25 protein-coding genes, 2 tRNA genes, 1 pseudogene and 1 riboswitch are annotated in these 19,531 nt (G+C 73.1%); of the genes and pseudogenes, 18 read left to right on the top strand and 10 right to left on the bottom strand.

What is annotated here, in order from left to right:
* Nucleotides 1-24: 24 nt before the first annotated feature.
* The 5 genes from EV378_RS24740 to EV378_RS24720 all read left to right on the top strand — a co-directional run bounded on the left by EV378_RS24740 (nucleotide 25) and on the right by EV378_RS24720 (nucleotide 2,850).
* Nucleotides 25-606, top strand: a complete 582-nt coding sequence (locus EV378_RS24740) for a maleylpyruvate isomerase N-terminal domain-containing protein (RefSeq protein ID WP_132429814.1) — start codon at nucleotides 25-27, stop codon at nucleotides 604-606.
* Nucleotides 607-718: 112 nt separating this feature from the next.
* Entirely contained in the window at nucleotides 719-907 is a 189-nt protein-coding gene (locus EV378_RS24735; protein ID WP_132429813.1) for a YegP family protein, read from the top strand.
* A 179-nt stretch (nucleotides 908-1,086) separates the two neighbouring features.
* Nucleotides 1,087-1,542 (top strand): ATP-binding protein, encoded by a 456-nt coding sequence (locus EV378_RS24730; RefSeq protein ID WP_165922468.1) that lies wholly within the window; start codon nucleotides 1,087-1,089, stop codon nucleotides 1,540-1,542.
* Between the two features lie 24 nt (nucleotides 1,543-1,566).
* Nucleotides 1,567-2,193 (top strand): maleylpyruvate isomerase family mycothiol-dependent enzyme, encoded by a 627-nt coding sequence (locus EV378_RS24725; RefSeq protein WP_243653752.1) that lies wholly within the window; start codon nucleotides 1,567-1,569, stop codon nucleotides 2,191-2,193.
* A 30-nt stretch (nucleotides 2,194-2,223) separates the two neighbouring features.
* Nucleotides 2,224-2,850, top strand: coding sequence for a class I SAM-dependent methyltransferase (locus EV378_RS24720; protein WP_132429811.1), 627 nt, complete (start codon nucleotides 2,224-2,226; stop codon nucleotides 2,848-2,850).
* 4 nt (nucleotides 2,851-2,854) lie between these two features.
* On the opposite strand, the gene EV378_RS24715 is transcribed toward EV378_RS24720, so the two are convergent.
* The gene (locus tag EV378_RS24715) at nucleotides 2,855-3,535 is read right to left on the bottom strand and encodes a DUF3159 domain-containing protein (RefSeq protein ID WP_132429810.1); all 681 of its coding nucleotides are present in this window, start codon (nucleotides 3,533-3,535) and stop codon (nucleotides 2,855-2,857) included.
* Between the two features lie 333 nt (nucleotides 3,536-3,868).
* A complete protein-coding gene (locus EV378_RS24710; RefSeq protein ID WP_132429809.1) occupies nucleotides 3,869-4,087 on the bottom strand; it encodes a hypothetical protein in 219 nt (72 codons plus the stop codon).
* Nucleotides 4,088-4,225: 138 nt separating this feature from the next.
* On the opposite strand from EV378_RS24710, the gene EV378_RS24705 reads away from it, so the two are divergent.
* The 3 genes from EV378_RS24705 to EV378_RS24695 are packed head-to-tail and all read left to right on the top strand — an operon-like array spanning nucleotide 4,226 to nucleotide 5,875.
* The gene (locus EV378_RS24705) at nucleotides 4,226-4,813 is read left to right on the top strand and encodes a winged helix-turn-helix domain-containing protein (RefSeq protein ID WP_132429808.1); all 588 of its coding nucleotides are present in this window, start codon (nucleotides 4,226-4,228) and stop codon (nucleotides 4,811-4,813) included.
* Nucleotides 4,810-5,481 (top strand): SRPBCC family protein, encoded by a 672-nt coding sequence (locus EV378_RS24700; protein WP_132429807.1) that lies wholly within the window; start codon nucleotides 4,810-4,812, stop codon nucleotides 5,479-5,481. The genes EV378_RS24705 and EV378_RS24700 overlap by 4 nt, the downstream gene beginning before the upstream one ends.
* Complete coding sequence (locus EV378_RS24695; RefSeq protein ID WP_132429806.1) at nucleotides 5,474-5,875, top strand: VOC family protein; 402 nt, start codon at nucleotides 5,474-5,476, stop codon at nucleotides 5,873-5,875. The genes EV378_RS24700 and EV378_RS24695 overlap by 8 nt, the downstream gene beginning before the upstream one ends.
* A 183-nt stretch (nucleotides 5,876-6,058) precedes the next feature.
* Here EV378_RS24695 and EV378_RS24685 read toward each other — a convergent pair whose 3' ends face one another.
* The 4 genes from EV378_RS24685 to EV378_RS24670 all read right to left on the bottom strand — a co-directional run bounded on the left by EV378_RS24685 (nucleotide 6,059) and on the right by EV378_RS24670 (nucleotide 7,520).
* A complete protein-coding gene (locus EV378_RS24685) occupies nucleotides 6,059-6,523 on the bottom strand; it encodes an SRPBCC family protein (protein ID WP_132429805.1) in 465 nt (154 codons plus the stop codon).
* Entirely contained in the window at nucleotides 6,513-6,869 is a 357-nt protein-coding gene (locus EV378_RS24680) for an ArsR/SmtB family transcription factor (protein ID WP_132429804.1), read from the bottom strand. Before EV378_RS24680 ends, EV378_RS24685 begins: the two co-directional genes overlap by 11 nt.
* Before the next feature lie 69 nt (nucleotides 6,870-6,938).
* The gene (locus EV378_RS24675; RefSeq protein WP_165922467.1) at nucleotides 6,939-7,232 is read right to left on the bottom strand and encodes a DUF3040 domain-containing protein; all 294 of its coding nucleotides are present in this window, start codon (nucleotides 7,230-7,232) and stop codon (nucleotides 6,939-6,941) included.
* A gap of 31 nt (nucleotides 7,233-7,263) precedes the next feature.
* Nucleotides 7,264-7,326, bottom strand: a riboswitch (Fluoride riboswitch).
* A 120-nt stretch (nucleotides 7,327-7,446) separates the two neighbouring features.
* Nucleotides 7,447-7,520: transfer RNA gene (locus tag EV378_RS24670), tRNA-Gly, on the bottom strand.
* A gap of 141 nt (nucleotides 7,521-7,661) precedes the next feature.
* Between EV378_RS24670 and EV378_RS24665 the strand changes: the two genes are divergently transcribed.
* Together EV378_RS24665 and EV378_RS24655 are read left to right on the top strand one after the other, a co-directional pair.
* Nucleotides 7,662-7,738: transfer RNA gene (locus EV378_RS24665), tRNA-Pro, on the top strand.
* 684 nt (nucleotides 7,739-8,422) lie between these two features.
* The gene (locus EV378_RS24655) at nucleotides 8,423-9,706 is read left to right on the top strand and encodes an HNH endonuclease signature motif containing protein (RefSeq protein WP_132429802.1); all 1,284 of its coding nucleotides are present in this window, start codon (nucleotides 8,423-8,425) and stop codon (nucleotides 9,704-9,706) included.
* Nucleotides 9,707-9,788: 82 nt separating this feature from the next.
* Here EV378_RS24655 and EV378_RS37135 read toward each other — a convergent pair.
* Nucleotides 9,789-9,977 (bottom strand): annotated as a pseudogene (locus EV378_RS37135) (hypothetical protein); the annotation flags it as partial.
* Nucleotides 9,978-10,194: 217 nt separating this feature from the next.
* Here EV378_RS37135 and EV378_RS35525 point away from each other — a divergent pair.
* Nucleotides 10,195-10,536: a DUF4288 domain-containing protein gene (locus tag EV378_RS35525; protein ID WP_165922466.1), complete on the top strand. Its 342-nt coding sequence runs from the start codon at nucleotides 10,195-10,197 to the stop codon at nucleotides 10,534-10,536.
* Between the two features lie 5 nt (nucleotides 10,537-10,541).
* On the opposite strand, the gene EV378_RS24640 is transcribed toward EV378_RS35525, so the two are convergent.
* A complete protein-coding gene (locus tag EV378_RS24640; RefSeq protein ID WP_132429799.1) occupies nucleotides 10,542-10,952 on the bottom strand; it encodes a PPOX class F420-dependent oxidoreductase in 411 nt (136 codons plus the stop codon).
* A 121-nt stretch (nucleotides 10,953-11,073) separates the two neighbouring features.
* Here EV378_RS24640 and EV378_RS24635 point away from each other — a divergent pair, with 121 nt between their 5' ends.
* Entirely contained in the window at nucleotides 11,074-12,516 is a 1,443-nt protein-coding gene (locus EV378_RS24635) for a flavin-containing monooxygenase (RefSeq protein WP_132429798.1), read from the top strand.
* Nucleotides 12,517-12,575: 59 nt separating this feature from the next.
* On the opposite strand, the gene EV378_RS24630 is transcribed toward EV378_RS24635, so the two are convergent.
* Nucleotides 12,576-12,884: a hypothetical protein gene (locus EV378_RS24630; RefSeq protein ID WP_132429797.1), complete on the bottom strand. Its 309-nt coding sequence runs from the start codon at nucleotides 12,882-12,884 to the stop codon at nucleotides 12,576-12,578.
* Nucleotides 12,885-13,206: 322 nt separating this feature from the next.
* On the opposite strand from EV378_RS24630, the gene EV378_RS24625 reads away from it, so the two are divergent.
* The 5 genes from EV378_RS24625 (at nucleotide 13,207) to EV378_RS24605 (ending at nucleotide 18,290) form a co-directional block, all read left to right on the top strand.
* Nucleotides 13,207-14,682, top strand: coding sequence for an AMP-binding protein (locus EV378_RS24625; RefSeq protein WP_243653751.1), 1,476 nt, complete (start codon nucleotides 13,207-13,209; stop codon nucleotides 14,680-14,682).
* 7 nt (nucleotides 14,683-14,689) lie between these two features.
* Entirely contained in the window at nucleotides 14,690-15,343 is a 654-nt protein-coding gene (locus tag EV378_RS24620; RefSeq protein ID WP_132429795.1) for an RraA family protein, read from the top strand.
* Nucleotides 15,344-15,422: 79 nt separating this feature from the next.
* Nucleotides 15,423-16,526, top strand: coding sequence for a hypothetical protein (locus tag EV378_RS24615; protein ID WP_132429794.1), 1,104 nt, complete (start codon nucleotides 15,423-15,425; stop codon nucleotides 16,524-16,526).
* Nucleotides 16,523-17,743: a VWA domain-containing protein gene (locus EV378_RS24610; RefSeq protein WP_132429793.1), complete on the top strand. Its 1,221-nt coding sequence runs from the start codon at nucleotides 16,523-16,525 to the stop codon at nucleotides 17,741-17,743. The genes EV378_RS24615 and EV378_RS24610 overlap by 4 nt, the downstream gene beginning before the upstream one ends.
* Nucleotides 17,733-18,290 (top strand): FHA domain-containing protein, encoded by a 558-nt coding sequence (locus EV378_RS24605; RefSeq protein ID WP_132429792.1) that lies wholly within the window; start codon nucleotides 17,733-17,735, stop codon nucleotides 18,288-18,290. The genes EV378_RS24610 and EV378_RS24605 overlap by 11 nt, the downstream gene beginning before the upstream one ends.
* A gap of 6 nt (nucleotides 18,291-18,296) precedes the next feature.
* Here EV378_RS24605 and EV378_RS35520 read toward each other — a convergent pair whose 3' ends face one another.
* A complete protein-coding gene (locus tag EV378_RS35520; protein WP_165922465.1) occupies nucleotides 18,297-18,449 on the bottom strand; it encodes a hypothetical protein in 153 nt (50 codons plus the stop codon).
* 77 nt (nucleotides 18,450-18,526) lie between these two features.
* Here EV378_RS35520 and EV378_RS24600 point away from each other — a divergent pair, with 77 nt between their 5' ends.
* Nucleotides 18,527-19,492, top strand: a complete 966-nt coding sequence (locus tag EV378_RS24600) for a DUF6925 family protein (protein ID WP_132429791.1) — start codon at nucleotides 18,527-18,529, stop codon at nucleotides 19,490-19,492.
* The last annotated feature ends 39 nt before the right edge of the window (nucleotides 19,493-19,531 follow it).

Below are 19,531 nucleotides of genomic sequence, written 5' to 3'. Positions count from 1 at the left end.
GGGCGGGCACGCGAGAATGGGCGGATGCGCGCCCACGACGTCGAGGCCGTCACCTCCGAGATGATCAGCGCCTTGGGCGGCAGGGCGGACCTGCCGTGGGACGGGCCGGCCGGCCCGCTGGAGTGGTCCTGCCGCGACACCGCGCTGCACGTCGCCGACGACCTGTTCACCTACGCCTCGCAGCTGGCCACCGAGACGGCCTACGACCACGTCCCGTACGAGATCAGCGTCGCGCCGGACACCGGGCCGAACGACGTGCTGCGGGTCGTCGAGACCGGATCGGCACTGCTGGCCAGCGTGCTGCGCACCGCGCACCCCGGCGCGCGCGGCTGGCACCCGAACGGGGTGTCCGACCCCGGCGGGTTCGCCGCGATGGGCGTGCTCGAGATCGTCGTGCACACCCACGACATCGCGACCGGCCTCGGTCTCGCGTGGACTCCGCCGGAGGACACGTGCAGGGCGGTGCTCGAGCGGCTGTTCCCGGAGGCGCCCGCCGACGCGTCGGACCCGATGGCCGCGCTGCTGTGGGCCACCGGTCGCGGCGAACTGCCCGGAATGTCCACCCGGGACGCGAGCTGGCGCTGGGACTCGTCGGTCCGCAGCTGACCCGCCCCGTCCGTCATGGACACGAACGGGGGACGCTCCCGTCCGCGGGCGCCGGCGTGATCCAGTACCTTCCGCGCTGTCGAGAGCACGGCAACCGTCTGGAGGGTCTCCCATGGCCGGCAAGTTCGAGGTGTACGAGGACGCGGCGGGCAAGTTCCGGTTCCGTCTGAAGGCGTCCAACGGCGAGGTCGTGGCCAGCGGCCAGGGCTACGCGTCGAAGGCGTCCGCGAAGAAGGGCTGCGAGTCGGTCCTCAAGGCGGCGGACGGCGCGCCGATCGTCGAGGTCGAGAAGGCCGACTAGCGACTCCGGTCCGGGCCGGTCGCGCCGTGGACGGCGCAGGTGTACCGGCCCGGACCGTGGTCCCCCGGACGTGCTCCGGCACCGGCGCCGGAGACCGGATCGGGACGGCGGGCGACGGGTTTCTCACCCGGATGCGTCGAGGACGTATCAGGAACGCCCCGACCGGGTATGCACCGGCCGTGAGCCCCGTTCTGGACGTCGAACTCGCCGCAGAGCCCGCGTCGGCTGCGCGATCGCGACGTGCGTTGAGCTCGTGGCTCGCCTCCCTGTGTGGCCTCACCGCGCTGTGCGACGTCGGGCAGGACCTCGTCCTCGCCGTGAACGAGGCGATCAGCAACAGCGTCGAGCACGCCTACGGGGGCGGCCCCGGCACGGTGCGCCTGCGCGCCCGTGTCCGCACGGTGGTCGACGCGGGCTCCGGCACCAGGGGGTGCGGCCGCCTCGAGGTGTCCGTGGAGATCATCGACCACGGCTGCTGGCGTGAACCGCCGTCGGACCCCGGGTTCCGGGGGCGCGGCCTGATGATGGCCGAGGCGTCGGTGGACCACATGGGCATCGAGCGGACGTCGGCCGGGACGACCGTGACCATGCACCGGTCGCTGGGCTGCCCGTCGCGCCAGACCGTGTCGGCCTGATCCGGCCCCACGAGCGGAGACACCGTGGCCGACACGATGGGCATGGCCGTCGCGGAACGCGCCGACATGGCCGAGTTCCTGGCCGGGCTGACACCGGAGCAGTGGGACGCACCGACGCTCTGCGAGGGCTGGTCCACGCGTGACGTGGTCGCGCACATGTACGGCTACGAGGACGCCGGCTTCTCCGGCTTCGCCGCCCGGCTGCTCCGCTCGGGACTGAACGGCGACCGCGCCAACGCGGCCGTCGTCGCCGAGCAGGCCGGGGTGTCGCCTCCGGAGCTCCTCGCCAAAGCCAGGAGCTGCGTGCGGCCCCGCGGGTTCACGACGCTGTTCGGCGGGCGGATCGCGCTGACCGACTGCATGATCCACCAGCAGGACGTCCGACGCCCGCTCGGGCTGCACCGTGACGTTCCCGCCGACCGGCTCACGGTCGCGCTCGACTTCGCCCGCACCGCGCCTCCCATCAGGGCGAAGCCGCGGGTCGCCGGCCTGCGCCTCGTCGCGACCGACCTGGGGTGGACGGCGGGCGACGGGCCGTCGGTCGAAGGTCCCGGCGAGGCGCTGCTGATGGCCGTCGCCGGGCGTCGCGCCGCCGTCGACGAGCTCACCGGACCCGGAGTGGCGACGCTGCGCGACCGCATCGACGGGTGATCCCGCCCCGGCAGCTGTCAGAGTGAGGGCATGGCCACTCGGGAGGTTCGCGGTCACCGCGTGTTCGCCGCGGTCTACGACCGGATGGTCGGCCCGATGGAACGGACCGTGATCGGCCCGATCCGCTCCGAGCTGGTCGGCGGGCTCACCGGTTCCGTGCTCGACGTCGGCGCGGGCACCGGGGCGAACCTGACCCATTTCCGGGCGGCGTCGCGGGTCGTGGCGGCCGAGCCGGACCCGGCCATGCGGCGCAGGCTGACGGACCGTCTGGACGGGGCGCGGGTGCCGGTGGAGGTGTCCGACGCGGGCGCGGAGGCGCTCCCGTTCCCGGACGCCTCGTTCGACGCGGTGGTGTTCACGCTCGTGCTGTGCACGATCCCGGATCCGGGCCGCGCGCTGGCCGAGGCCCGCCGGGTGCTGCGGCCGGGCGGGCGGCTCGTGGCGCTCGAGCACGTGCGCGGGCACGGCGGGCACGCCCGGTGGCAGGCCCGGCTCGACCCGGTCTGGACACGGGTGATGGCCGGGTGCCACCTGGACAGGGACACCGCGGCCGAGATCCGGTCCGCCGGCTTCGACCCGGACCACGAGGAGCGGTTCTCCGTCCCGCCCTCGTGGGGTCCGACGTCGTCGCTGCTGCGGCTGACCGCCACCCGCTGAACGCTCAGGACCGGGTCAGCAGCCGCTTGCTGGTGCGGCGGAACGCCCAGACGACGACGAGCGCGGCGAGGATCGTCAGCGGGGTGCCCATGGCGACCCGGGCGACGGCCAGCCCACCGGTCGTGTCGATCACGTAGAGCCACTGCTGGACGGCGAACCGGGCGCCGAACACGGCCGCGGCCGCGAGCGTCGCGATGTCGTGCGCGCGCAGGCTCGGACGGTCCGCGCGCCAGGCGTGCTTGTTGCCGTGCAGGGCGTTCCAGATCACCCCGGTCAACGGCCTGCGTGCCAGCACCGATGCGGCGGTCACCACGAAGCCGGCCAGCGCGACCCAGATCCCGATCGCGAAGAAGTCCTTGGCCGACCCGGTCCACGCGACGATGCCCGCCGCGACCCCGACGCCGACCAGCCCGCCGATCGCGGACGCGAACCTCTCGCCCCGGACCAGCCGGAACGCGGTCAGCAGCACGGCGACACCGACCGACACGGCGATCGTCACCGGAAGCGACAGGAACGCGTTGGCCGTCGCGAACACGACCACCGGCACCGTCGAGTAGACGAACCCCATCGGGCCGCCCATCTGGTCGAGCACGCTCGCGGTCTTCTCCTGTGCGTTCTCCGACGTCGGCCCGGCGACCGGCAGCGGGCCGGTCGCCGTGTCGTCGTCCCGGTCTGCGTCCGTCATCGTCATCTCGTCCCCTCCGTCGTGGTGTCCGGTACGGGGATCAGGAGAAGGCGTGCCGCTGCGGCACACTCAAGCCCGTGTGACGGGCGCCACCCTCAGCCGTGGGGTAGGCGAGCGGCACGAGCACCGAGGCGTCCACCGTCGAGAGCGACAGGACGTCCGTGCCGACCACGGCGACGAGCCCGAGCCTCGCCCGAGAGCTCGGATCTCGGACAGCCACACGCGGGTGGCCCCGCCGTCCGGCATCCGCGAACTCCTCTCGTGGCCCGCGAGCAGCCCTCGCAGCCGCTGTCGACGCGACCGGGGAGATCCGGCCACCCACCCGGCCGGAGTTCACTGGCTCCAGCGGACCTCCGGCCCGTTCGCCCGGCACCGGTCGTCCACGTGCGTGATCTGCGGTCCCGTCACGGCCCGGACGGACCCGCCCGCTCCCCGTCGCGGGCACGACGAGTCCCGCCGTGCGACGAGCGCGTGCACGACCGCGACGTCGTCGGCGGCGTCCGGGTCGTCCGGATCGAGGTCGAGCGCGGCGAAGACCGTTGCGAGATCCACCCGATTGATCATGACTCACGCATGCCGCCGACGCCATAGTCCGAATTCACCATTCGAGCATGCGACGCGCTGCCGGCACGGCCTCCGACAACTTGAGTCTTCTTGACAGGAAAAGTTGTCGGTGCGACGGTGGTCGCCGTGACGGACACGGCGGTGATCTCGGACGGAGCCGCGGCCGCCGTCGCGCTCGACCCGGTCCGCGCCCAGCTGCTCGGCGCGCTGCGCACCCCCGGCTCCGCCACCACGCTGGCCGCGGAGCTGGGCCTGTCCCGGCAGAAGGTGAACTACCACCTCCGGGCGCTCGAGACGCACGGGCTCGTCGAGCTCGTCGAGGAGCGGCGCAAGGGCAACATGACCGAGCGGGTGATGCGGGCGACCGCGTCCGCGTTCGTCGTGTCACCCCAGGCATGGGCGCTGCTCGCACCCGATCCGGACGCCAGCCCGGACCGCCTCTCGGCGCAGTGGCTGCTCGCTGTCGCCGCGCGCCTGCTCCGCGAGGTCGGCGCGCTCGTCACCGCGGCGGGCCGCCGCCGGGTCGCCACGTTCGCGGTCGACGGCGAGATCCGCTTCGCCAGTGCCGCCGACCGGGCCGCGTTCACCCGCGAGCTCGGCGACTCGGTGCGGGACCTCGTGGCCCGCTACCACGACGCCGCCGCGCCCGGCGGCCGTCGGCACCGCCTCGTCGTCGCCGTACACCCGGCCATGACCCCGGACGAGCCGTCGTGAGCCGCCGGTTCGAGATCCGCCGCGAGGTCGCCCTGCCGGCCACACCGGAGCAGGTCTGGCGGGCGATCGCCACGCCGGAGGGCCAGGCCGCGTGGTTCATGCCATCGGAACCGCCGCCGGACGCGCAGGTCGAGTCGGAGCCCCCGCACCGGCTGGCGATCACCGACGGCGGCACCACCGCGATGGAGTACATCGTGGACGGTCGCGACGACGGGACGACGGTCCTGCGGTTCGTGCACAGCGGGATGCTCTCCGACGACTGGGGCGACGAGTTCGAGGGCATGACCGCCGCCGGGTGGGACATGTACCTGTTCACGCTCGGCCAGTACCTGCGGCACTTCCCGGACCGCTCCGCCGTGTACGCCGAGGCCGAGGCACCCGCCGTCCCCGGTGCGTGGGACCGGATCCTCGCCGCCCTCGGCGACCCTGCGGAGGGCGACACCGTCGATGCCACCGGGCTCGCCGGCGTCGTCGACCTCCGCTCCGTGCACTACCTCGGCGTCCGCACGGACGACGCCCTGGTCCGCTTCCACGAACGGTCCCCGATCGGCCTGCCGGTGGCCGTCGGCCACCACGCCTACTCCCCCGGCACCGACCCGGCCACTCTCTCCACGGCGTGGGCAGAGTGGCTCACCACGACGACCCAGGAGACACACCACGATGGCTGACCTGCAGAAGCTCACCCCGTTCCTGATGTTCCAGAAGGGCGACGCCGAAGCGGCGATGACGTTCTACACCGGACTGTTCGCGGACGGCGAGGTCCTCGTCCTGGAACGCTTCGGCGCCGGTGAGCCCGGCGCGGAGGGCACCGTCAAGCAGGGGGTGATCCGGCTCGGGGAGCAGCAGGTCCGACTGTTCGACAGCCCGCAGGCCCACGACTTCGACTTCACCCCGTCGATGTCGTTGTTCGTGGTCTGCGAGTCCGCCGAGGAGCAGCAGAAGCTCTGGTCGGCGCTGTCCGACGGCGGCGCCCCGCTCATGCCGCTCGGCGACTACGGCTTCGGGCCGTTCGGTTGGACGAACGACCGCTTCGGCGTGTCCTGGCAGCTCAGCCTGGGGTAGTCGGCGCTGCCCGACGGTGCGGATCAGGTGGCCCAGCCCTGCAGCGCCGACCGCTTCGTCATCAAGCACCGGACCCTCGGGTCGTCCTGCCCTCCGGCGAGAAGGCGTCCTCGACGGGCACCTCCTCCGGCGCCATGAAGCCGTCGAGCGACATCGTCACGCTGAAGAACACCCTGCCGACCGTCAGCTCTGCACACCCGCGAGGACGTAGTCGGCCAGGTTGCGCAGGGTCTGCTCGCCGCCCTCGACGGCGTGGTACTTCTCGACCGCCTCGTCGCGGAGCTCCTTCGTCGGGAACACCGTGCGCATCACGATCCGGGTCTTCTCGTCGCCGTCCACCTCGAACGTCCACACCGACTCGAACGCGTTCGGATCGTCGCGGGACTCGCCGTGCACGAGCGCGATGCGCTCCGGCGGGACGATCTCCGTCCAGGTGATCCACTCCTGGTAGTCGGTCCCGTCCGGCCCGTGCATCGTGAAGTCCCACGCACCGCCCGCGCGGAACTCGAACGACCGCGTCGTCGTCGTGAACCCGTCCGGTCCCCACCACCGCGACAGATGCCGGACCTGCGTGAACGCCTCGAACACGGTCTCCCGCGGGGCGCCGATGGCCCGGGAGATCACGATCTCCCGATCGCTAGTGGTCATCGTCGTGCCTCTCCTGGTGTGTCTGCGTCAGTTCCTGCACGTACTCGTCGAGCCGGTCGAGGCTCTCGCTCCAGAACCGCTCGAATCCGCCCAACCACTCGTGGACGGGCCGCAGGCCACGGGCGTCGAGGCCGTACAGCCGCTGCTTGCCGTCGCCACGGGCGTGCACGAGCCCGACCTCGCGGAGCACCCGCAGGTGCTTCGACGTCTGGGGCTGGGTCATGCCCAGATCCCGCGCCAGGCCGGTGACCGGCCGCTCGCCCTCGCGCAACAGCGTCAGGATCTCCCGACGTTGGGGCTCGGCGATCGCGTTGAACGCGTCCGAGGTCGTCGCCACGCGTGCCATGCGAGCATCATATGCCGATATGGGAATGCGTCAACGGGCTCTCCCCGGACGGGCCGCGCGGGACCGCACCTACCAGGGCTTCGCCTCGCCGGCCTGCCCACCGCGGGTGGCCGGGTGAGCCAGATGACGGGGGAGCCAGAACGACATCAGGACGACGATCCCGATGCCGAGCACGCTGTCGACCGCCAGGACCGCACCCGCGAGGACGAGGACGACGCCGAGGATGCCCATGGCGTTCGAGAGGCGACACGCCCGTCGGTAGACGGGGTCCGGCTTCTCACTCAGGAGTTCGACGAGCCGCGGGTCGTCAGCGGCGAGTCGTCGGGCGAGGTCGTCGAACGCCCTGCGTTCACGGTGCTTCATCGGGGCCCTCCTACCGCGCGTGGGCAAGCCACAGTTGGTAGGAGCCATCAGCCCGGAGCGGGCGGTTAGGGCGGGCACCATCGCCGCTGGAAGAACGGTAGCGCGAGCGACCCGCGCACGACAGGGCCGAGAGACTCGGGTGTCATCGACGGGAGGGTCCGCTCGCGACACGACGCCCGCTCCGTGATCGGGAGCCGGGCGCCGTTATCGCTGCTGGAGCGGGCGACGGGAATCGAACCCGCGTAGCCAGTTTGGAAGACTGGGGCTCTACCATTGAGCTACGCCCGCGTGCCCGGCGTCGTCCGCCGTGCGCAGCCCAGGGTATCCGACGCGCAGGGCCTCCGGCACGTCCGCCCCTCTCGATCACCATCGGGCGATCTGTCCGGGAGCGCCCGGGGCGCCGCGGGCGTCCGGCTACACTGAGCCCGACGGGGTGTGGCGCAGTTTGGTAGCGCACTCGCTTTGGGAGCGAGGGGCCGTGGGTTCAAATCCCGCCACCCCGACCACGGTTGACCTGCGACAACGTCGCGTTGCTACACGGTCCAGCGGCCGAAATGTAGCAACGCATGTAGCAACCGCTGCCGTCATCCCGCCTCGTTCTCCCAGTCGATCGCGTCCAGGGCCTGGCGCATGGCGTCGAGGTTGGTGTGGGCATAGATCGTCATCGTGACGTCGATGTCTGCGTGCCGGGAGATCGCCTGCACGACGTGCGGAGGCGTCCCGAGTGCGAGCGGCAGGCTGACGACGGTGTGCCGCAGATCGTGTAACCGGACACCGGGCAGTCCGGCCCGAACGCGGAGCTTGTCGGAAGTCCCGGTTCAGCGCCCGGGGTTCGAGCGGTGTCTCGATCTGCGTGCCGAACACGAGGTCGAAGTCCTGCCAGCACTCCCCCGCGGCCTTCCGCTCGTCCGCCCAGGACCGCGGTACGAGTGATCTTCGGTAGCGGGATGATCGCCGACGAGGCGCGGGTCTTCGTCGCGTCGACGACGAGCTGACCCCCGACCCGCTGGACGGTCTGCCGGATGTGGACGGTCGCCTCGTCGTCCGGTTCGTGGCGACACGCGCACCTCGCGTCCAGCAGGCACATTACCGCGCGCACGAACGGCGTACGCACGCAAGTTCGGCGCCGAACGGGCTCCAAACTGCGACGACGGGCTTGATTCGAACGTATGTTCCTGTAGAATAAATGCATGTCCACCGGTCCGGTCGCTGACGCGTACCGCCTGCTCGTCGAGGCGGTCGACGCGCTGGAGGCTGCTGCCGGTGCGGGCGCGGTGGATGCTGATCTGCTGGCCGTGCTGCCGCTGTGCCGTGGCGTGCAACGGCGCCTGGACCGGATCAGTGTGGCGGCGGCGTCCAGATTGGACCGGCGGGGCACCTTCGCCGAGCGCGGGTACCGCAACCCGACTGCGGCGGTGATGGACCTGCTGGGTTGTGACCGTGGCGATGCCCGCCGCATCACCTGCGCCGCAGAACATGTCCACCCACGAACCGGCCTGGACGGGGCCGAGCTCCCGGAAGCGTTGCCGGCGACCGCGCAGCGGTTCGCTGCGGGCGCGATCGGGCTCGAGCACGTGCACACGATCGCGGCGGTGCTGAACTCGGGAGCCGCGCGGCGGGTCGATCCGGCGAGGCTGGCCGGGGCGGAGCGCACGATCGCCGAGCACGCGTGCCTGTACACCCCGAACGAGCTGCGCACCTGGGCCACCCGCCTGGTCGAGGCGCTCGACCAGGACGGCCCGGAACCCGACGACCACCCGACACCTCAGATCAACGAGCTCACGATCACCGCCAACCGCACCGGTTCGGGTGGTCGGCTCTCCGGCCGGTTCGACGACGCCGCACTGTTCGAAGCGATCACCACCGCCGTCGACGCCCTCGCCGCACCACGGGACGGCCTCGACCAGCGCAGTCCCGCCGAGCGGCAGGCCGAAGCACTGGCCGACGTGTGCGCCCACGCACTGCAGCACGCCCCGTTGTCGGAGACCGGTGGGCGGCGCCCGGTGATCAGCGTGCTGATCACCCTGAAGGATCTGCAGGACCGGGCCCGGGCTGCCGTGCTGGACTTCGGCGGCACCGTCACCCCGGAGTCGCTGCGGATGCTGGCCTGTGATGCGGGGATCGTGCCGGTCGTGATGAACGGCGTCGGTCAGCCTCTGGATGTCGGGCGGATCCGGCGCACGATTCCGGACGGGCTCCGGCGGGCGGTGACCGCACGGGACCGGGGCTGCGCGCATCCGGGCTGTGACCGGCCGCCGAGCTGGTGCGAGATCCACCACGTCACCCCCTGGGAACACGGCGGCCAGACCACGCTCGGGAACCTGGTGATGCTGTGCAAGATCCATCACCGACAGATCCACCACACCGACTGGCTGGTCCGCATCCGCGACGGACTACCCGAGTTCGTCCCTCCACGATGGATCGACCCGCAACAACGACCACGCCGACAACCCGCGCTCGTCGATGTCGCCTGACCATTCTCACCACGGACCGCCGGGTCGCCTGCGCCTCGTCGGGACCCGGCCACGGAGGCGTTGTGACACCGAGGATGTCGAGCGGCGAGTCACCCGTCGCGCGGAACTCGAACCGGACACCGCGGCGGATCGTCGGACTCAGGTCCGGTTCGAGGTCGCAGATGTGCTCGGTGCCGTCGTGACGCCACACCTCGCCAGTGCCGGAGAGGGCGAACCAGATCTCGTCGACCGTCCGGTGGACGACGGCCGCCGACATGCGCCCGGCCGGCAACCGGAAGTCGGCGGTCCCGGCGCCCGGGCGGGCACACAGCGGCCGGACCCCGGACCCGTCCGGCGCCGTGTACGTCGAATGGCCGGGGAGCAGCGGCTGGCAGAGATCGGTCGTCGGGGAGACCTCGCCGTCGGACAACCACCCCCTACACGGCCCCGAGATCAGTGGGGGTCGGTCCCGGACGCCAGGAGACTGCCGGCGTTCCTACTGTCGGGACATGTCCTCCGAGCTCCGCGTGTACGTCGCCGTGCTGCTGTTCGAGTCGACCGCCCCGACGCCGCCCGGGAGGCCGCCGTTGTACCGCGAGGACGTCACGCTCGTGCACGCGACGACCGAGGACGAGGCCCGCGAGGCGGCCGAGCGTCACGCGCGCGATCAGGAGTCCACCTACGAGGCCGCGAGCGGCGACGTGGTGACGCTGCGGTTCCGGCAGGTCGTCGACCTCGCGCCGGCACTGACCGACGACTACTCGGGTACGGCCGACCTCTACTGCCGCCATTTCCGCGGCATCGGCCTCTACCGCCGCTGGGAGCCGATGCTCAGCGGCGAACCGGTGTAAGCGCCTCAGACGTTCCGCGCGTTCGCGCGGATCTCGTGCGGTGGGACGTCCGGGTCCTCGATCGCCAGGCCGATCACCCGGGTCGGACGGAGGCGGATGATCGCCGGATCGGTACCGTTCGCGGGACCCGTGCCGGGGACGAACTCCGCCGTTCCGCGGATGTCCAGGCAGCGCACGCGCCACGGGTCGGTCGACCGCAGATCGTCGACGACGAGTGCGGCACGCCCGTTGTCGGCGACGTTGCGGTACTTGCGGCTACGGGACATCCGGAAGCCGCCGATGTCGATCGTGCCGGTCTCCGGGTTCCAGGCGAAACCGACCGGGTTGACCTGCAGCGTGCCGTCCGGCTGCTGCGTGGCCAGGCGGCCGATCGGCTGGCTGTCGAGATAGGCGAGCTCCGCGTCGGTGAAGACCATGCGCACATCGTCGATCCTGAAGTCGGCTCGAGGTCAAGGCTGGCCCGCACGGGTCCGACCGGGCACGCCCGGCCCGGCTCCGGATCGCTACGGTCCTACCCGTCGAGACGAGGAGGTCCGGATGCGGGTTCTGGTGGTCGGTGCCGGGTTCGGCGGCATCGCCGCGGCGATCGAGTTGCGCACGCACGGCATCACCGACGTGACGATCGTCGAAGCGGGACCCGGGATCGGCGGGACCTGGGCGTACAACACGTACCCCGGCGCGGCCTGCGACGTGCCCAGCCACCTGTACTCGTTCTCGTTCGCGCAGCGGCGCAACTGGTCCCGTCTGTGCTCGCCGCAGCCGGAGATCCTCGAGTACCTGAAGGGCGTCGCCCGCGAGTACGACGTGGACGGTCTCGTCGTACCGGACACCCGCATCGTCGAGGCGCGCCGCGACGACACGACCGGGCCCTGGACGGCCACGACCGACGACGGGCGCACGTTCACCGCGGACGTGCTGATCGTCGCGACCGGTCAGCTGAACACGCCCGTCACACCGGACGTCCCCGGCCAGGGATCGTTCGACGGCGTCCAGTTCCACTCCGCGCGCTGGGACCACGAGCGGGACCTGCGCGGGCGGCGCGTCGCCGTCGTCGGGACCGGGGCGAGCGCGGTGCAGTTCGTGCCGGAGATCGCGCAGGAGGTCGCGCACCTCGCGGTGTTCCAGCGCACCGGCAACTGGTTCCTGCCGCGCCGCAACCGGCCGTTCCCCGGCTGGTGGAAGGCCGCGATCAGGTACGTGCCCGGCCTGCAGCGGTGGCGGCGCCGGTTCATCACGGAGTACACCGAGTCGCTGACGCTGATGATCCGCCATCCGTCGACGCTGGGTCGGATCGGTCGGCTGTGGTCCACGCTGTTCATGCGGATGCAGGTCCGCGACCCCGAGCTGCGCCGCAGGATCTGGCCGGACTACACGTTCGGCTGCAAGCGGATCCTGTTCAGCTCGCACTACCTGCCCGCGCTGTCGCGGCCGAACGTCTCGCTGTCCACGGAGAAGGTCACCGAGATCGTCCCGGAGGGCGTCCGCACGGCCGACGGCACGACCCACAAGGTCGACACGATCATCTGGGGCACCGGCTTCGCGGCCCGGGACTTCATGTTCCCGATGGAGATCGTCGGGCCCGGCGATCGGAAGCTCTCCGACGAGTGGGCCGGCGGTCCGCACGCGCACCTCGGGATGACGGTGCCCGGCTTCCCGTCGCTGTTCGTCCTCTACGGACCGAACACGAACACGTCCGGCGGCTCGATCATCCTGTACCTGGAGGCCCAGACCCGGTACCTGCGGGAGGCGCTGCAGCGCATGACGAGCCGCGGGGCGGAGGCGATCGAGGTCCGGCGCGACGTCGAGGCCGCGTCCGACGCCCAGGTGCAGGCCCGCTTCCCCGGCACGGCGTGGACGGCATGCGACTCCTGGTACCGCGACGAGGGCGGCCGGATCGTCACGAACTGGCCGGGCTACATGCGCGAGTACCTCGACCGCACGAAGACCGTGGACGCCGACGAGTACGTGTTCCACCGGTGACGGGCAGGCGCCGCGCCCCGCTCCCCAGCGGGCGCGGCGCCGGGTCCGGCGTCCCGCGCTCAGTTGTTGTTGTTGTTCGACAACGAGTCGCAGGAGATCGCGGACGCGTGCGAGCTGGGCAGTACACCGTCGAGAAGACCACCGACGTTCGCCCCGACGTCGGGGCAGACGTTGGTCCCGTTGAGCAGGTTCACGTCGCCGACGTTCACGAGCCCGGTCTGACTGCTCGGGCTGTTCACGTCGCCGATCACCGCCCGGTCGCCCTTGTTGTCGTCGCCGTGCGGCTCGTCCGTCGCCATCGCGAACGGGCTCACCGCGAGCAGGGCCGCGACGATCCCCGCCCCGACGATCGCGAGCTTCTTGACCATGTCATCTCCCCGTGTGACGGATGGTGCTGGAATGAGCTGCCGGGACCTGTGTGTCGCGGCATGCGGACGGTAAGGACGTGATCACGCCCGGGTCGATGCCCACCGCCCGCTCGGGTGATCCGGTCACGCGGTGGCGAGCACGCAACCCAGGGACCACCCGGACCGTGTTCGCCCAGGAAGCCGACACCCTGCGTCGACACCGGCACCGCGGCCGTCGCGGTGCGTCACGACGGCCGCCCTCCCGGGCCGGGCGGCGAATCACCCGTCGGAGCGAGCGACCACACGGTGACGTCGGCCCGGATCGTGAGCGATGCTGACGAACGTGCCCGACGCGACCCCGCTCTCCACCCGCATCCGTGAGCTCGCCGCCGACCGGCCGGACGCCCCCGCCGTCTCCGACGGTGACACCGTCCGGACCAGAGCCGAGATCGACGCGTCCACGAACCGGCTCGCCCGCGCGTTCGCCGAACGCGGTGTCCGGCAGGGTGATCTCGTCTCGATCGGGCTGCCGAACGGCGTCCGGCACCTGGAGACGTCGGTGGCCGTCTGGAAGCTCGGCGCGGTGCCCCAGCCGGTCTCGCACCGCCTACCGCCGGACGAGCTGGCCGCCGTGCTCGAGGTCGCCGATCCGTCGCTCGTCTACGGACTGCGGCCTCCCCACCCCGCAGGCTCCGCCGGCGACCGACCCCGGAAGCCCGCGGACCGGCCGTGGGTGCCAGGCGACCTCGACACCGACGGGTACCCGAGCGACCCGCTGCCCGAGCTCGTCGGACCGTCCTGGAAGGCGCCCACGTCCGGCGGCAGCACCGGGCGCCCGAAGGTGATCGTCGCCGGGCAGCGGGCGTGCACCGAGGAGGTGCTGGCCCGCGCCGACGGGCTGCGGATCGACCGGGACGGCGTGATGCTCTGCACCGCGCCGCTGCACCACAACGCGCCGTACATGTTCTCGCTGATGGCGCTGCTGCAGGGACACCACGTCGTGATCGAGAAGCGGTTCGACGCGCAGCGCACGCTCGATCTCGTGGAACGTCACCGGGTCACGTGGCTCTACGTGGTGCCGACGATGATGAGCCGCATCCTGCGCCTGCCCGACCCCGGCGCGTCGGACCTGTCGTCGCTGCGCACGGTGCTGCACGTGGGGGCGCCCTGCCCGCCGGACGTGAAGCGGGGCTGGCTCGACCTCGCGGGACCCGACGTCGTCGTCGAGCTGTACTCCGGCACCGAGTCCCAGGCCGGGACGTTCATCGACGGCCGCGAGTGGCTCGCGCACCCGGGCTCGGTGGGGCGCGTGACCCGCGGCGAGATGAGCGTGCGCGACGAGGACTTCGCGGAGCTCCCGGCCGGTGAGACGGGCGAGATCTGGATGCGCACGTCGGACGGGGTCGCGACCTATCACTACCTGGGCGCGACGCCCGAGGAGCGCGACGGGTGGGAGACGCTCGGCGACATGGGCCACTTCGACGCCGACGGCTACCTCCACCTCGCCGACCGCCGGACCGACATGATCCTCGTGGGCGGCGCGAACGTGTACCCGGCCGAGATCGAGGGCGTCCTGGACGCGCACCCGGACGTCCGGGGCAGCGCCGTGATCGGATTGCCGGACAACGACTACGGGCAGGTCGTGCACGCGATCGTGCACGCCTCACCGTCCATCGAGGACGCGCTGCGCGAGCACGTGGCCGCGCGCCTCACGCCCTACAAGACGCCGCGCACGTACGAGTTCGTCGACAGTCCGCTGCGCGACGACGCCGGCAAGGTCCGTCGCTCCGCGCTGCGCGACGAGCGGGTCCCCCGATGATGGGGCCATGACCGATCTCATCGAACGCCTCCGCGCGGTCCAGGTGTCCTCGCTGTGCGACGCGGACAAGGCGATGCCCGTCGTCGTGTCCGAGGTGCGCGCGATGCTGCCCGGCCTGCCGATGGTGGGCCCCGCCGTGACGGTCGTCTGCCACGACGACCACCTGCCGATGTTCGCGGCCCTGCGTGCGGCCGAGCCGGGGTCGGTGCTGGTGGTGGCGTGCGACGGGCACCGGCGCGCGGTCTCCGGCGAGCTGTTCGCGACCGAGGCCAGGCGGCGCGGCCTCGCCGGGATCGTCGTCGACGGGTACGTGCGGGACATGCGGGGGCTGCGCACGATCGGCCTGCCGGTGTTCGCCCGCGGCACCTGCCCGGCGTCCGGGACGACGCGCGACCCGGGCACGGTCGGCACCGACGTCGTCGTCGGCGGCGTGCCGGTCAGCCCCGGTGATCTCGTCGCGGGCGACGACGACGGGGTGATCATCGCTCCCGCCGGGCGTCTCGAGGCCGCCCTGCCCGGCGCCGAGGAGATCGAGCGGGCCGAGCGGGCGCTGCTGGACGCGATGGCGGCCGGGCGCGAGCTGCACGGCCTGACGACCGTCGACGAGCACGTCGCCGCGCTGGCCGCGGGCCGGGACAGCTCGCTGGGCTTCCTCGTCTGACCTGCGGTTCGGGACCCTCCCCGAGCTCGTCGTCCTAGCGTCGGCCCCGCACGACGGGCCACGCACGGGAGGACGACCGATGAACGAGCGTCGGCGGGAGGCGGCCCACCTCGGCCGCCGGCTGGCAGGGCACCGCCGGCGGGAGGCGCGCACCGCGGTGGCCCTGCTGGAGCTGGAACGCCGCCCCGGGTACCGCCTGCTCGACGCCGGGTTGGGCGGCCCGTACGCCACGGCCCGCACGACCCGCGACCGGCTCTGGCGCGACTACGCCCGCTACACCGGGGAGCTCGCCGCGGCCGAGCGGGTCCGCGACCGCCGCCGCGTCCGGGCCGTCGCCGACGTGGGCGCGCTGCGCCGGTCGCTCGACCGTGCCGACGCCGTGCTGGCCGATCTCGGTACCGGAGTGGGCGAGCTCGCGGTGTTCGCGACGTCCTGCGAGCAGGCCCGCTCGTCGGTGCTCGCCGCGCTGGCCCCGGTCGCGGAACGGCTCGGCCGCGCGCGGCACGCCGTCGCCCGGCTCGAGCTGCACGACGACGACCCGGACGCGATCGCGACCAGGGCGCTCAGCGCGCGGGCCGCCGAACTCGAGCGGGCGGCAGGTGCCGACCCGCTGGCGCTCTCCGCGGGCGTCGTCGTCCCGCTCGACGACGCCGTCGGCGCGCTGTGCCTGCGGCTGGACGCGCTGATGGCTCTGCGCGCCGGGTGGTCCACCGTGGCCGGTGAGCTGGACCGGGAGCTGGACGCAATCGCGGCACACCGGACGAGGGTGTCCCGCATGAGGGCCCGCGCGGGCGCCGAGCTGCGCGACACCGTCCCGGCCCGGCCCCCGGACCGGGGTCCGGAGCTGCGCGCGCTGCGAGCCGCCGTTCCGGAGGCGAACGGCTGGCGGAAGCGGCACGACGCCGTCGGGGCGCTGCGGGCGGGGCTCGCCGGGACGCGGCGCGAGCTGGACGCGACGGCGGCGCTCGTCGCGCAGCTGCTCGACCGGCGCGACGACCTGCGCGGCCGCTTCGGCGCCTACCGGGCCCGGACGCGGCGGCTGGGGTGGACCGACGACCCGGAGCTCGCCGAGCTGGCCGAACGGATCGGGACCCGGCTGTGGGCGGTCCCGTCGGAGATCGCGCGGGCGACCCGCGACCTGGCCGCCTACCGGCGCAGGCTGGCGCTGCTGAGCACGCGATGACCGGGTTCACGGTCGAGATCGACCGCAACCCCTGGCTCGCCCCGGACGCCACCCGGGTGGACGTGCTGGTCACGGTCACCGGGCCGGCCGGGCAGCCGGAGACGGTCGCCGACGTGCTGCAGGTCGTCGTGGTCGACTGTTCCGGTTCGATGCTCGGCGACAAGATCGAACGGGCCAGGGCGGCCACGACGACGGCGCTGGCCGCGCTGCCGGACGGGACGCTGTTCGCCGTCGTCGCCGGGACGTCGCAGGCCCGGCCGGTGTACCCGGCCGAGGGTGCGGCGCGGGCCGACGGACGGACCAGGGCGGAGGCGGTGGCCGCCGTCGGGGCGCTACGGGCGGGCGGCGGGACCCGGCTCGGGGCCTGGCTCGACGCCGTCCGCGACGTCGCCGAGCAGCATCCGGGCGCCGTGCGGCACGCCCTGCTGGTCACCGACGGGCGCAACGCGGAGAGCCGTTCCGAGCTGCACGCGGCCGTGCAGCGCTGCCGGGGGAAATTCACCTGCGACTGTCGCGGCATCGGCACCGACTGGGAGGTCGCGGAGCTGCGCACGATCGCCACCGCCCTGCTCGGCGACGTGGACATCGTCGCCGACGCCGCCGACCTGCCCGACGACCTGGCGCGGGTGTTCCGGGCCGCGGTGCGGCGGTCGGTCCCCGGCGTCGTGCTGCGGCTGTGGTCTCCGGAGCAGGTGGTCGTGCGGGGCGTCACGCAGGTCGCGCCGGAGGTGCGGGAGCTGACCGGCTCGGAGCGCGCGACCGGCCCCTGCGGGATCGACGTACCGCTCGGCGACTGGGGTGCCCAGACCCGCGAGTACCACCTGCGGATCGACGTGCCGCCCCGTCCGGTCGGGGATCGCATGCTCGCCGTCCGGGTCGCGGCGGGGCCGCAGGACGACCCGGGCGCCGGGCACCCGGTCGTCGTGACCCGGACGGACGACCCGGCGCTGCTCGCCGTCGAACCGCCGCGGCTGGAGCACTACCGGGGGCAGGTCGCGCTCGCCGGTGCCGTGCGCGACGGGCTGAGCGCCCGGCACGGCGGCGACGACGCGACGGCCACGCTGCTGCTCGGGCACGCCCGCGATCTGGCCGAGCGGACCGGGCACCACGACACGTTGTCGCTGCTCGACGACGTGCTCCACGGCGACGCGGGCCCGGTGGAGGAGATGACGCTCGACGCGCGGGGACGGAGGTCCCGGTCGCCCGATGACGACTGAGCTCTCCTGCCCGGCCGGCCACCGGTCGTCGGAGACGGGGTGGTGCGACGTGTGCGGGCGCCCGCTGACCGGCCACGATCCGGTCCCCGCCACCTGCCGGGTCTGCGCGACGCCGCTGGCCTGCCGGTTCTGCGACGAGTGCGGCGCCGACGACGCACTCCCCGCCCCGACCGCGCGGATCGCGCCCGATCCGGCGTGGTTCGCCCACGTCCTGCGCCGGGCGGGCGACCGGGTGGGGTGGCGGGAACCGCCGCGGACGCTGCCGTGGCGGGCCCGGCTCGAGCACCGCCGGATCGTGGTGGGCAGGCGCACCGCGCGGTCGGTGCCGGACGTCGACCTCACGGGCGACGCGGGCGTCTCGGCCCGGCACGCCGTCCTGGCCTGCGACGACGACGGCGGTTGGAGCGTCGTCGACCTCGGGTCCAGCAACGGGACGGCGGTCGGCACCTACGACGCCGTCCCGGCGCATCGGCCCGTCCCGGTGCCGCCCGGCACGGTCATCCGGCTCGGGCTGTGGACCTCGGTCCTGGTCGAGCCCGTGCGGTGACGTGACTCAGGCGGCCGTGTCCCAGGACCACATCTCGTTCATCGGCTTCGTGCAGTCCGGGCACGGGACGTCGACGCCCGCGGTCTCCTCGGCCGGCAGCTCCGCCACCGACCCGCACCCCGCGCACCCACACCAGGCGGTCTCGCTCTCGGCGTACATGTGTTCGAGGGTAATCACACTGTTGTGATTCGCAAGGGCAGGTTGCTCGTGTCCCGGCGGATTGCGACGCTCGGTCGGTGAGCATCGGCCCGATCGACGACCTGGTCCGTCGCCACCTGGACGATCCCGACGCGGGCTGGAGCGTCGGCGCGCCCGGCGGGATCGCGGAGTTCGTACGCAACCGTGGCGAACCCTACGACGCAGGGGCGACACCGCGCGGCGCGATCCGGATCGAACCGCCGGAGGGTGCCGTCGCGGTCGCGTACCGGACGCCGGCCGGTCCGGATCTGGGGTGGAACCACGCCGTCGCGTTCTGCGTGCCCGCCTCGGCCACCGCGCCGAGGAGGACCGTGCTCACCGAGCTCGGACCGGACGCGGACGCCGTCCGATCCGACGACCGGGACGGTGTCCTGTTCGACCTCGGGCTCGGCTCGCCCGCCGTCGAGGCGTGCGTGCGCGTCCCGGATCCCGACGTGCTGCGTCCGTTCGCCGGGCAGCCGCTGTTCTCCTCCGGTGCCGCCGCGCTGCTGATCGAACAGTCGCCGCACCGGGTGTTCCGCGGCCCGGCCGGACGTGTCGAGGTGTTCGCCGCGATCCCACCACCGGACGGCCGCAGCCCGGACGGCCCTCACACGCACCTGCTCCCCCACCTGCTGGGCCGCACGCACCCCGCGACCGTTCCGGTGCCGGACGGCACGGTGCCCGTCGCACACCTGTATCCGGCGCACCCCGGCAAGGAGCACGACGGGCGGTCCCGGCCGTACTCCCCGGAGCGCGACGCCGCGTTCACGTCGCTGCTCGACGCGTTCGGCGACCCAGCGCTCGTCGAGCTCGACCGCGCGGTCACCGAGGCCGTCCGCGACGGACGGGGCCCGGACACCGTGGACGTCCCGCCCTCCCCACCCGCACGGGCGACGGTCTCGGTCACGCTGCGGCGGCTCGCGGCGGCCGAACCGGATCTCCCCGGCCTGGCGCTCTGGCGTCCGCAGCGGACCGCTCCGGACGACGAGCGCGACCCGCACGGCGACCGCAACGGCGGCTGAGCGCGTCGCGCCGGCTGCGCCCCGGTGGCCGACGCCCGC

The organism is Pseudonocardia endophytica, from assembly GCF_004339565.1.
GTDB lineage: Bacteria > Actinomycetota > Actinomycetes > Mycobacteriales > Pseudonocardiaceae > Pseudonocardia > Pseudonocardia endophytica.
The sequence above is the reverse complement of the archived record's forward strand: the minus strand, read 5'-3'. Positions and strand labels throughout refer to the sequence as shown.

What these genes read in the sequence shown, in the direction of transcription:
- EV378_RS24605 (WP_132429792.1), top strand. Translation starts at nt 17,733, where the DNA reads ATGACGACTGAGCTCTCCTGCCCGGCCGGCCACCGGTCGTCGGAGACG.
- EV378_RS35525 (WP_165922466.1), top strand. Translation starts at nt 10,195, where the DNA reads ATGTCCTCCGAGCTCCGCGTGTACGTCGCCGTGCTGCTGTTCGAGTCG.
- EV378_RS24640 (WP_132429799.1), bottom strand. Translation starts at nt 10,952, where the DNA reads ATGGTCTTCACCGACGCGGAGCTCGCCTATCTCGACAGCCAGCCGATC.
- EV378_RS35520 (WP_165922465.1), bottom strand. Translation starts at nt 18,449, where the DNA reads ATGTACGCCGAGAGCGAGACCGCCTGGTGTGGGTGCGCGGGGTGCGGG.
- EV378_RS24740 (WP_132429814.1), top strand. Translation starts at nt 25, where the DNA reads ATGCGCGCCCACGACGTCGAGGCCGTCACCTCCGAGATGATCAGCGCC.
- EV378_RS24695 (WP_132429806.1), top strand. Translation starts at nt 5,474, where the DNA reads ATGGCTGACCTGCAGAAGCTCACCCCGTTCCTGATGTTCCAGAAGGGC.
- EV378_RS24610 (WP_132429793.1), top strand. Translation starts at nt 16,523, where the DNA reads ATGACCGGGTTCACGGTCGAGATCGACCGCAACCCCTGGCTCGCCCCG.
- EV378_RS24630 (WP_132429797.1), bottom strand. Translation starts at nt 12,884, where the DNA reads ATGGTCAAGAAGCTCGCGATCGTCGGGGCGGGGATCGTCGCGGCCCTG.
- EV378_RS24635 (WP_132429798.1), top strand. Translation starts at nt 11,074, where the DNA reads ATGCGGGTTCTGGTGGTCGGTGCCGGGTTCGGCGGCATCGCCGCGGCG.
- EV378_RS24620 (WP_132429795.1), top strand. Translation starts at nt 14,690, where the DNA reads ATGACCGATCTCATCGAACGCCTCCGCGCGGTCCAGGTGTCCTCGCTG.
- EV378_RS24615 (WP_132429794.1), top strand. Translation starts at nt 15,423, where the DNA reads ATGAACGAGCGTCGGCGGGAGGCGGCCCACCTCGGCCGCCGGCTGGCA.
- EV378_RS24735 (WP_132429813.1), top strand. Translation starts at nt 719, where the DNA reads ATGGCCGGCAAGTTCGAGGTGTACGAGGACGCGGCGGGCAAGTTCCGG.
- EV378_RS24715 (WP_132429810.1), bottom strand. Translation starts at nt 3,535, where the DNA reads ATGACGGACGCAGACCGGGACGACGACACGGCGACCGGCCCGCTGCCG.
- EV378_RS24675 (WP_165922467.1), bottom strand. Translation starts at nt 7,232, where the DNA reads ATGAAGCACCGTGAACGCAGGGCGTTCGACGACCTCGCCCGACGACTC.
- EV378_RS24685 (WP_132429805.1), bottom strand. Translation starts at nt 6,523, where the DNA reads ATGACCACTAGCGATCGGGAGATCGTGATCTCCCGGGCCATCGGCGCC.
- EV378_RS24655 (WP_132429802.1), top strand. Translation starts at nt 8,423, where the DNA reads ATGTCCACCGGTCCGGTCGCTGACGCGTACCGCCTGCTCGTCGAGGCG.
- EV378_RS24680 (WP_132429804.1), bottom strand. Translation starts at nt 6,869, where the DNA reads ATGGCACGCGTGGCGACGACCTCGGACGCGTTCAACGCGATCGCCGAG.
- EV378_RS24720 (WP_132429811.1), top strand. Translation starts at nt 2,224, where the DNA reads ATGGCCACTCGGGAGGTTCGCGGTCACCGCGTGTTCGCCGCGGTCTAC.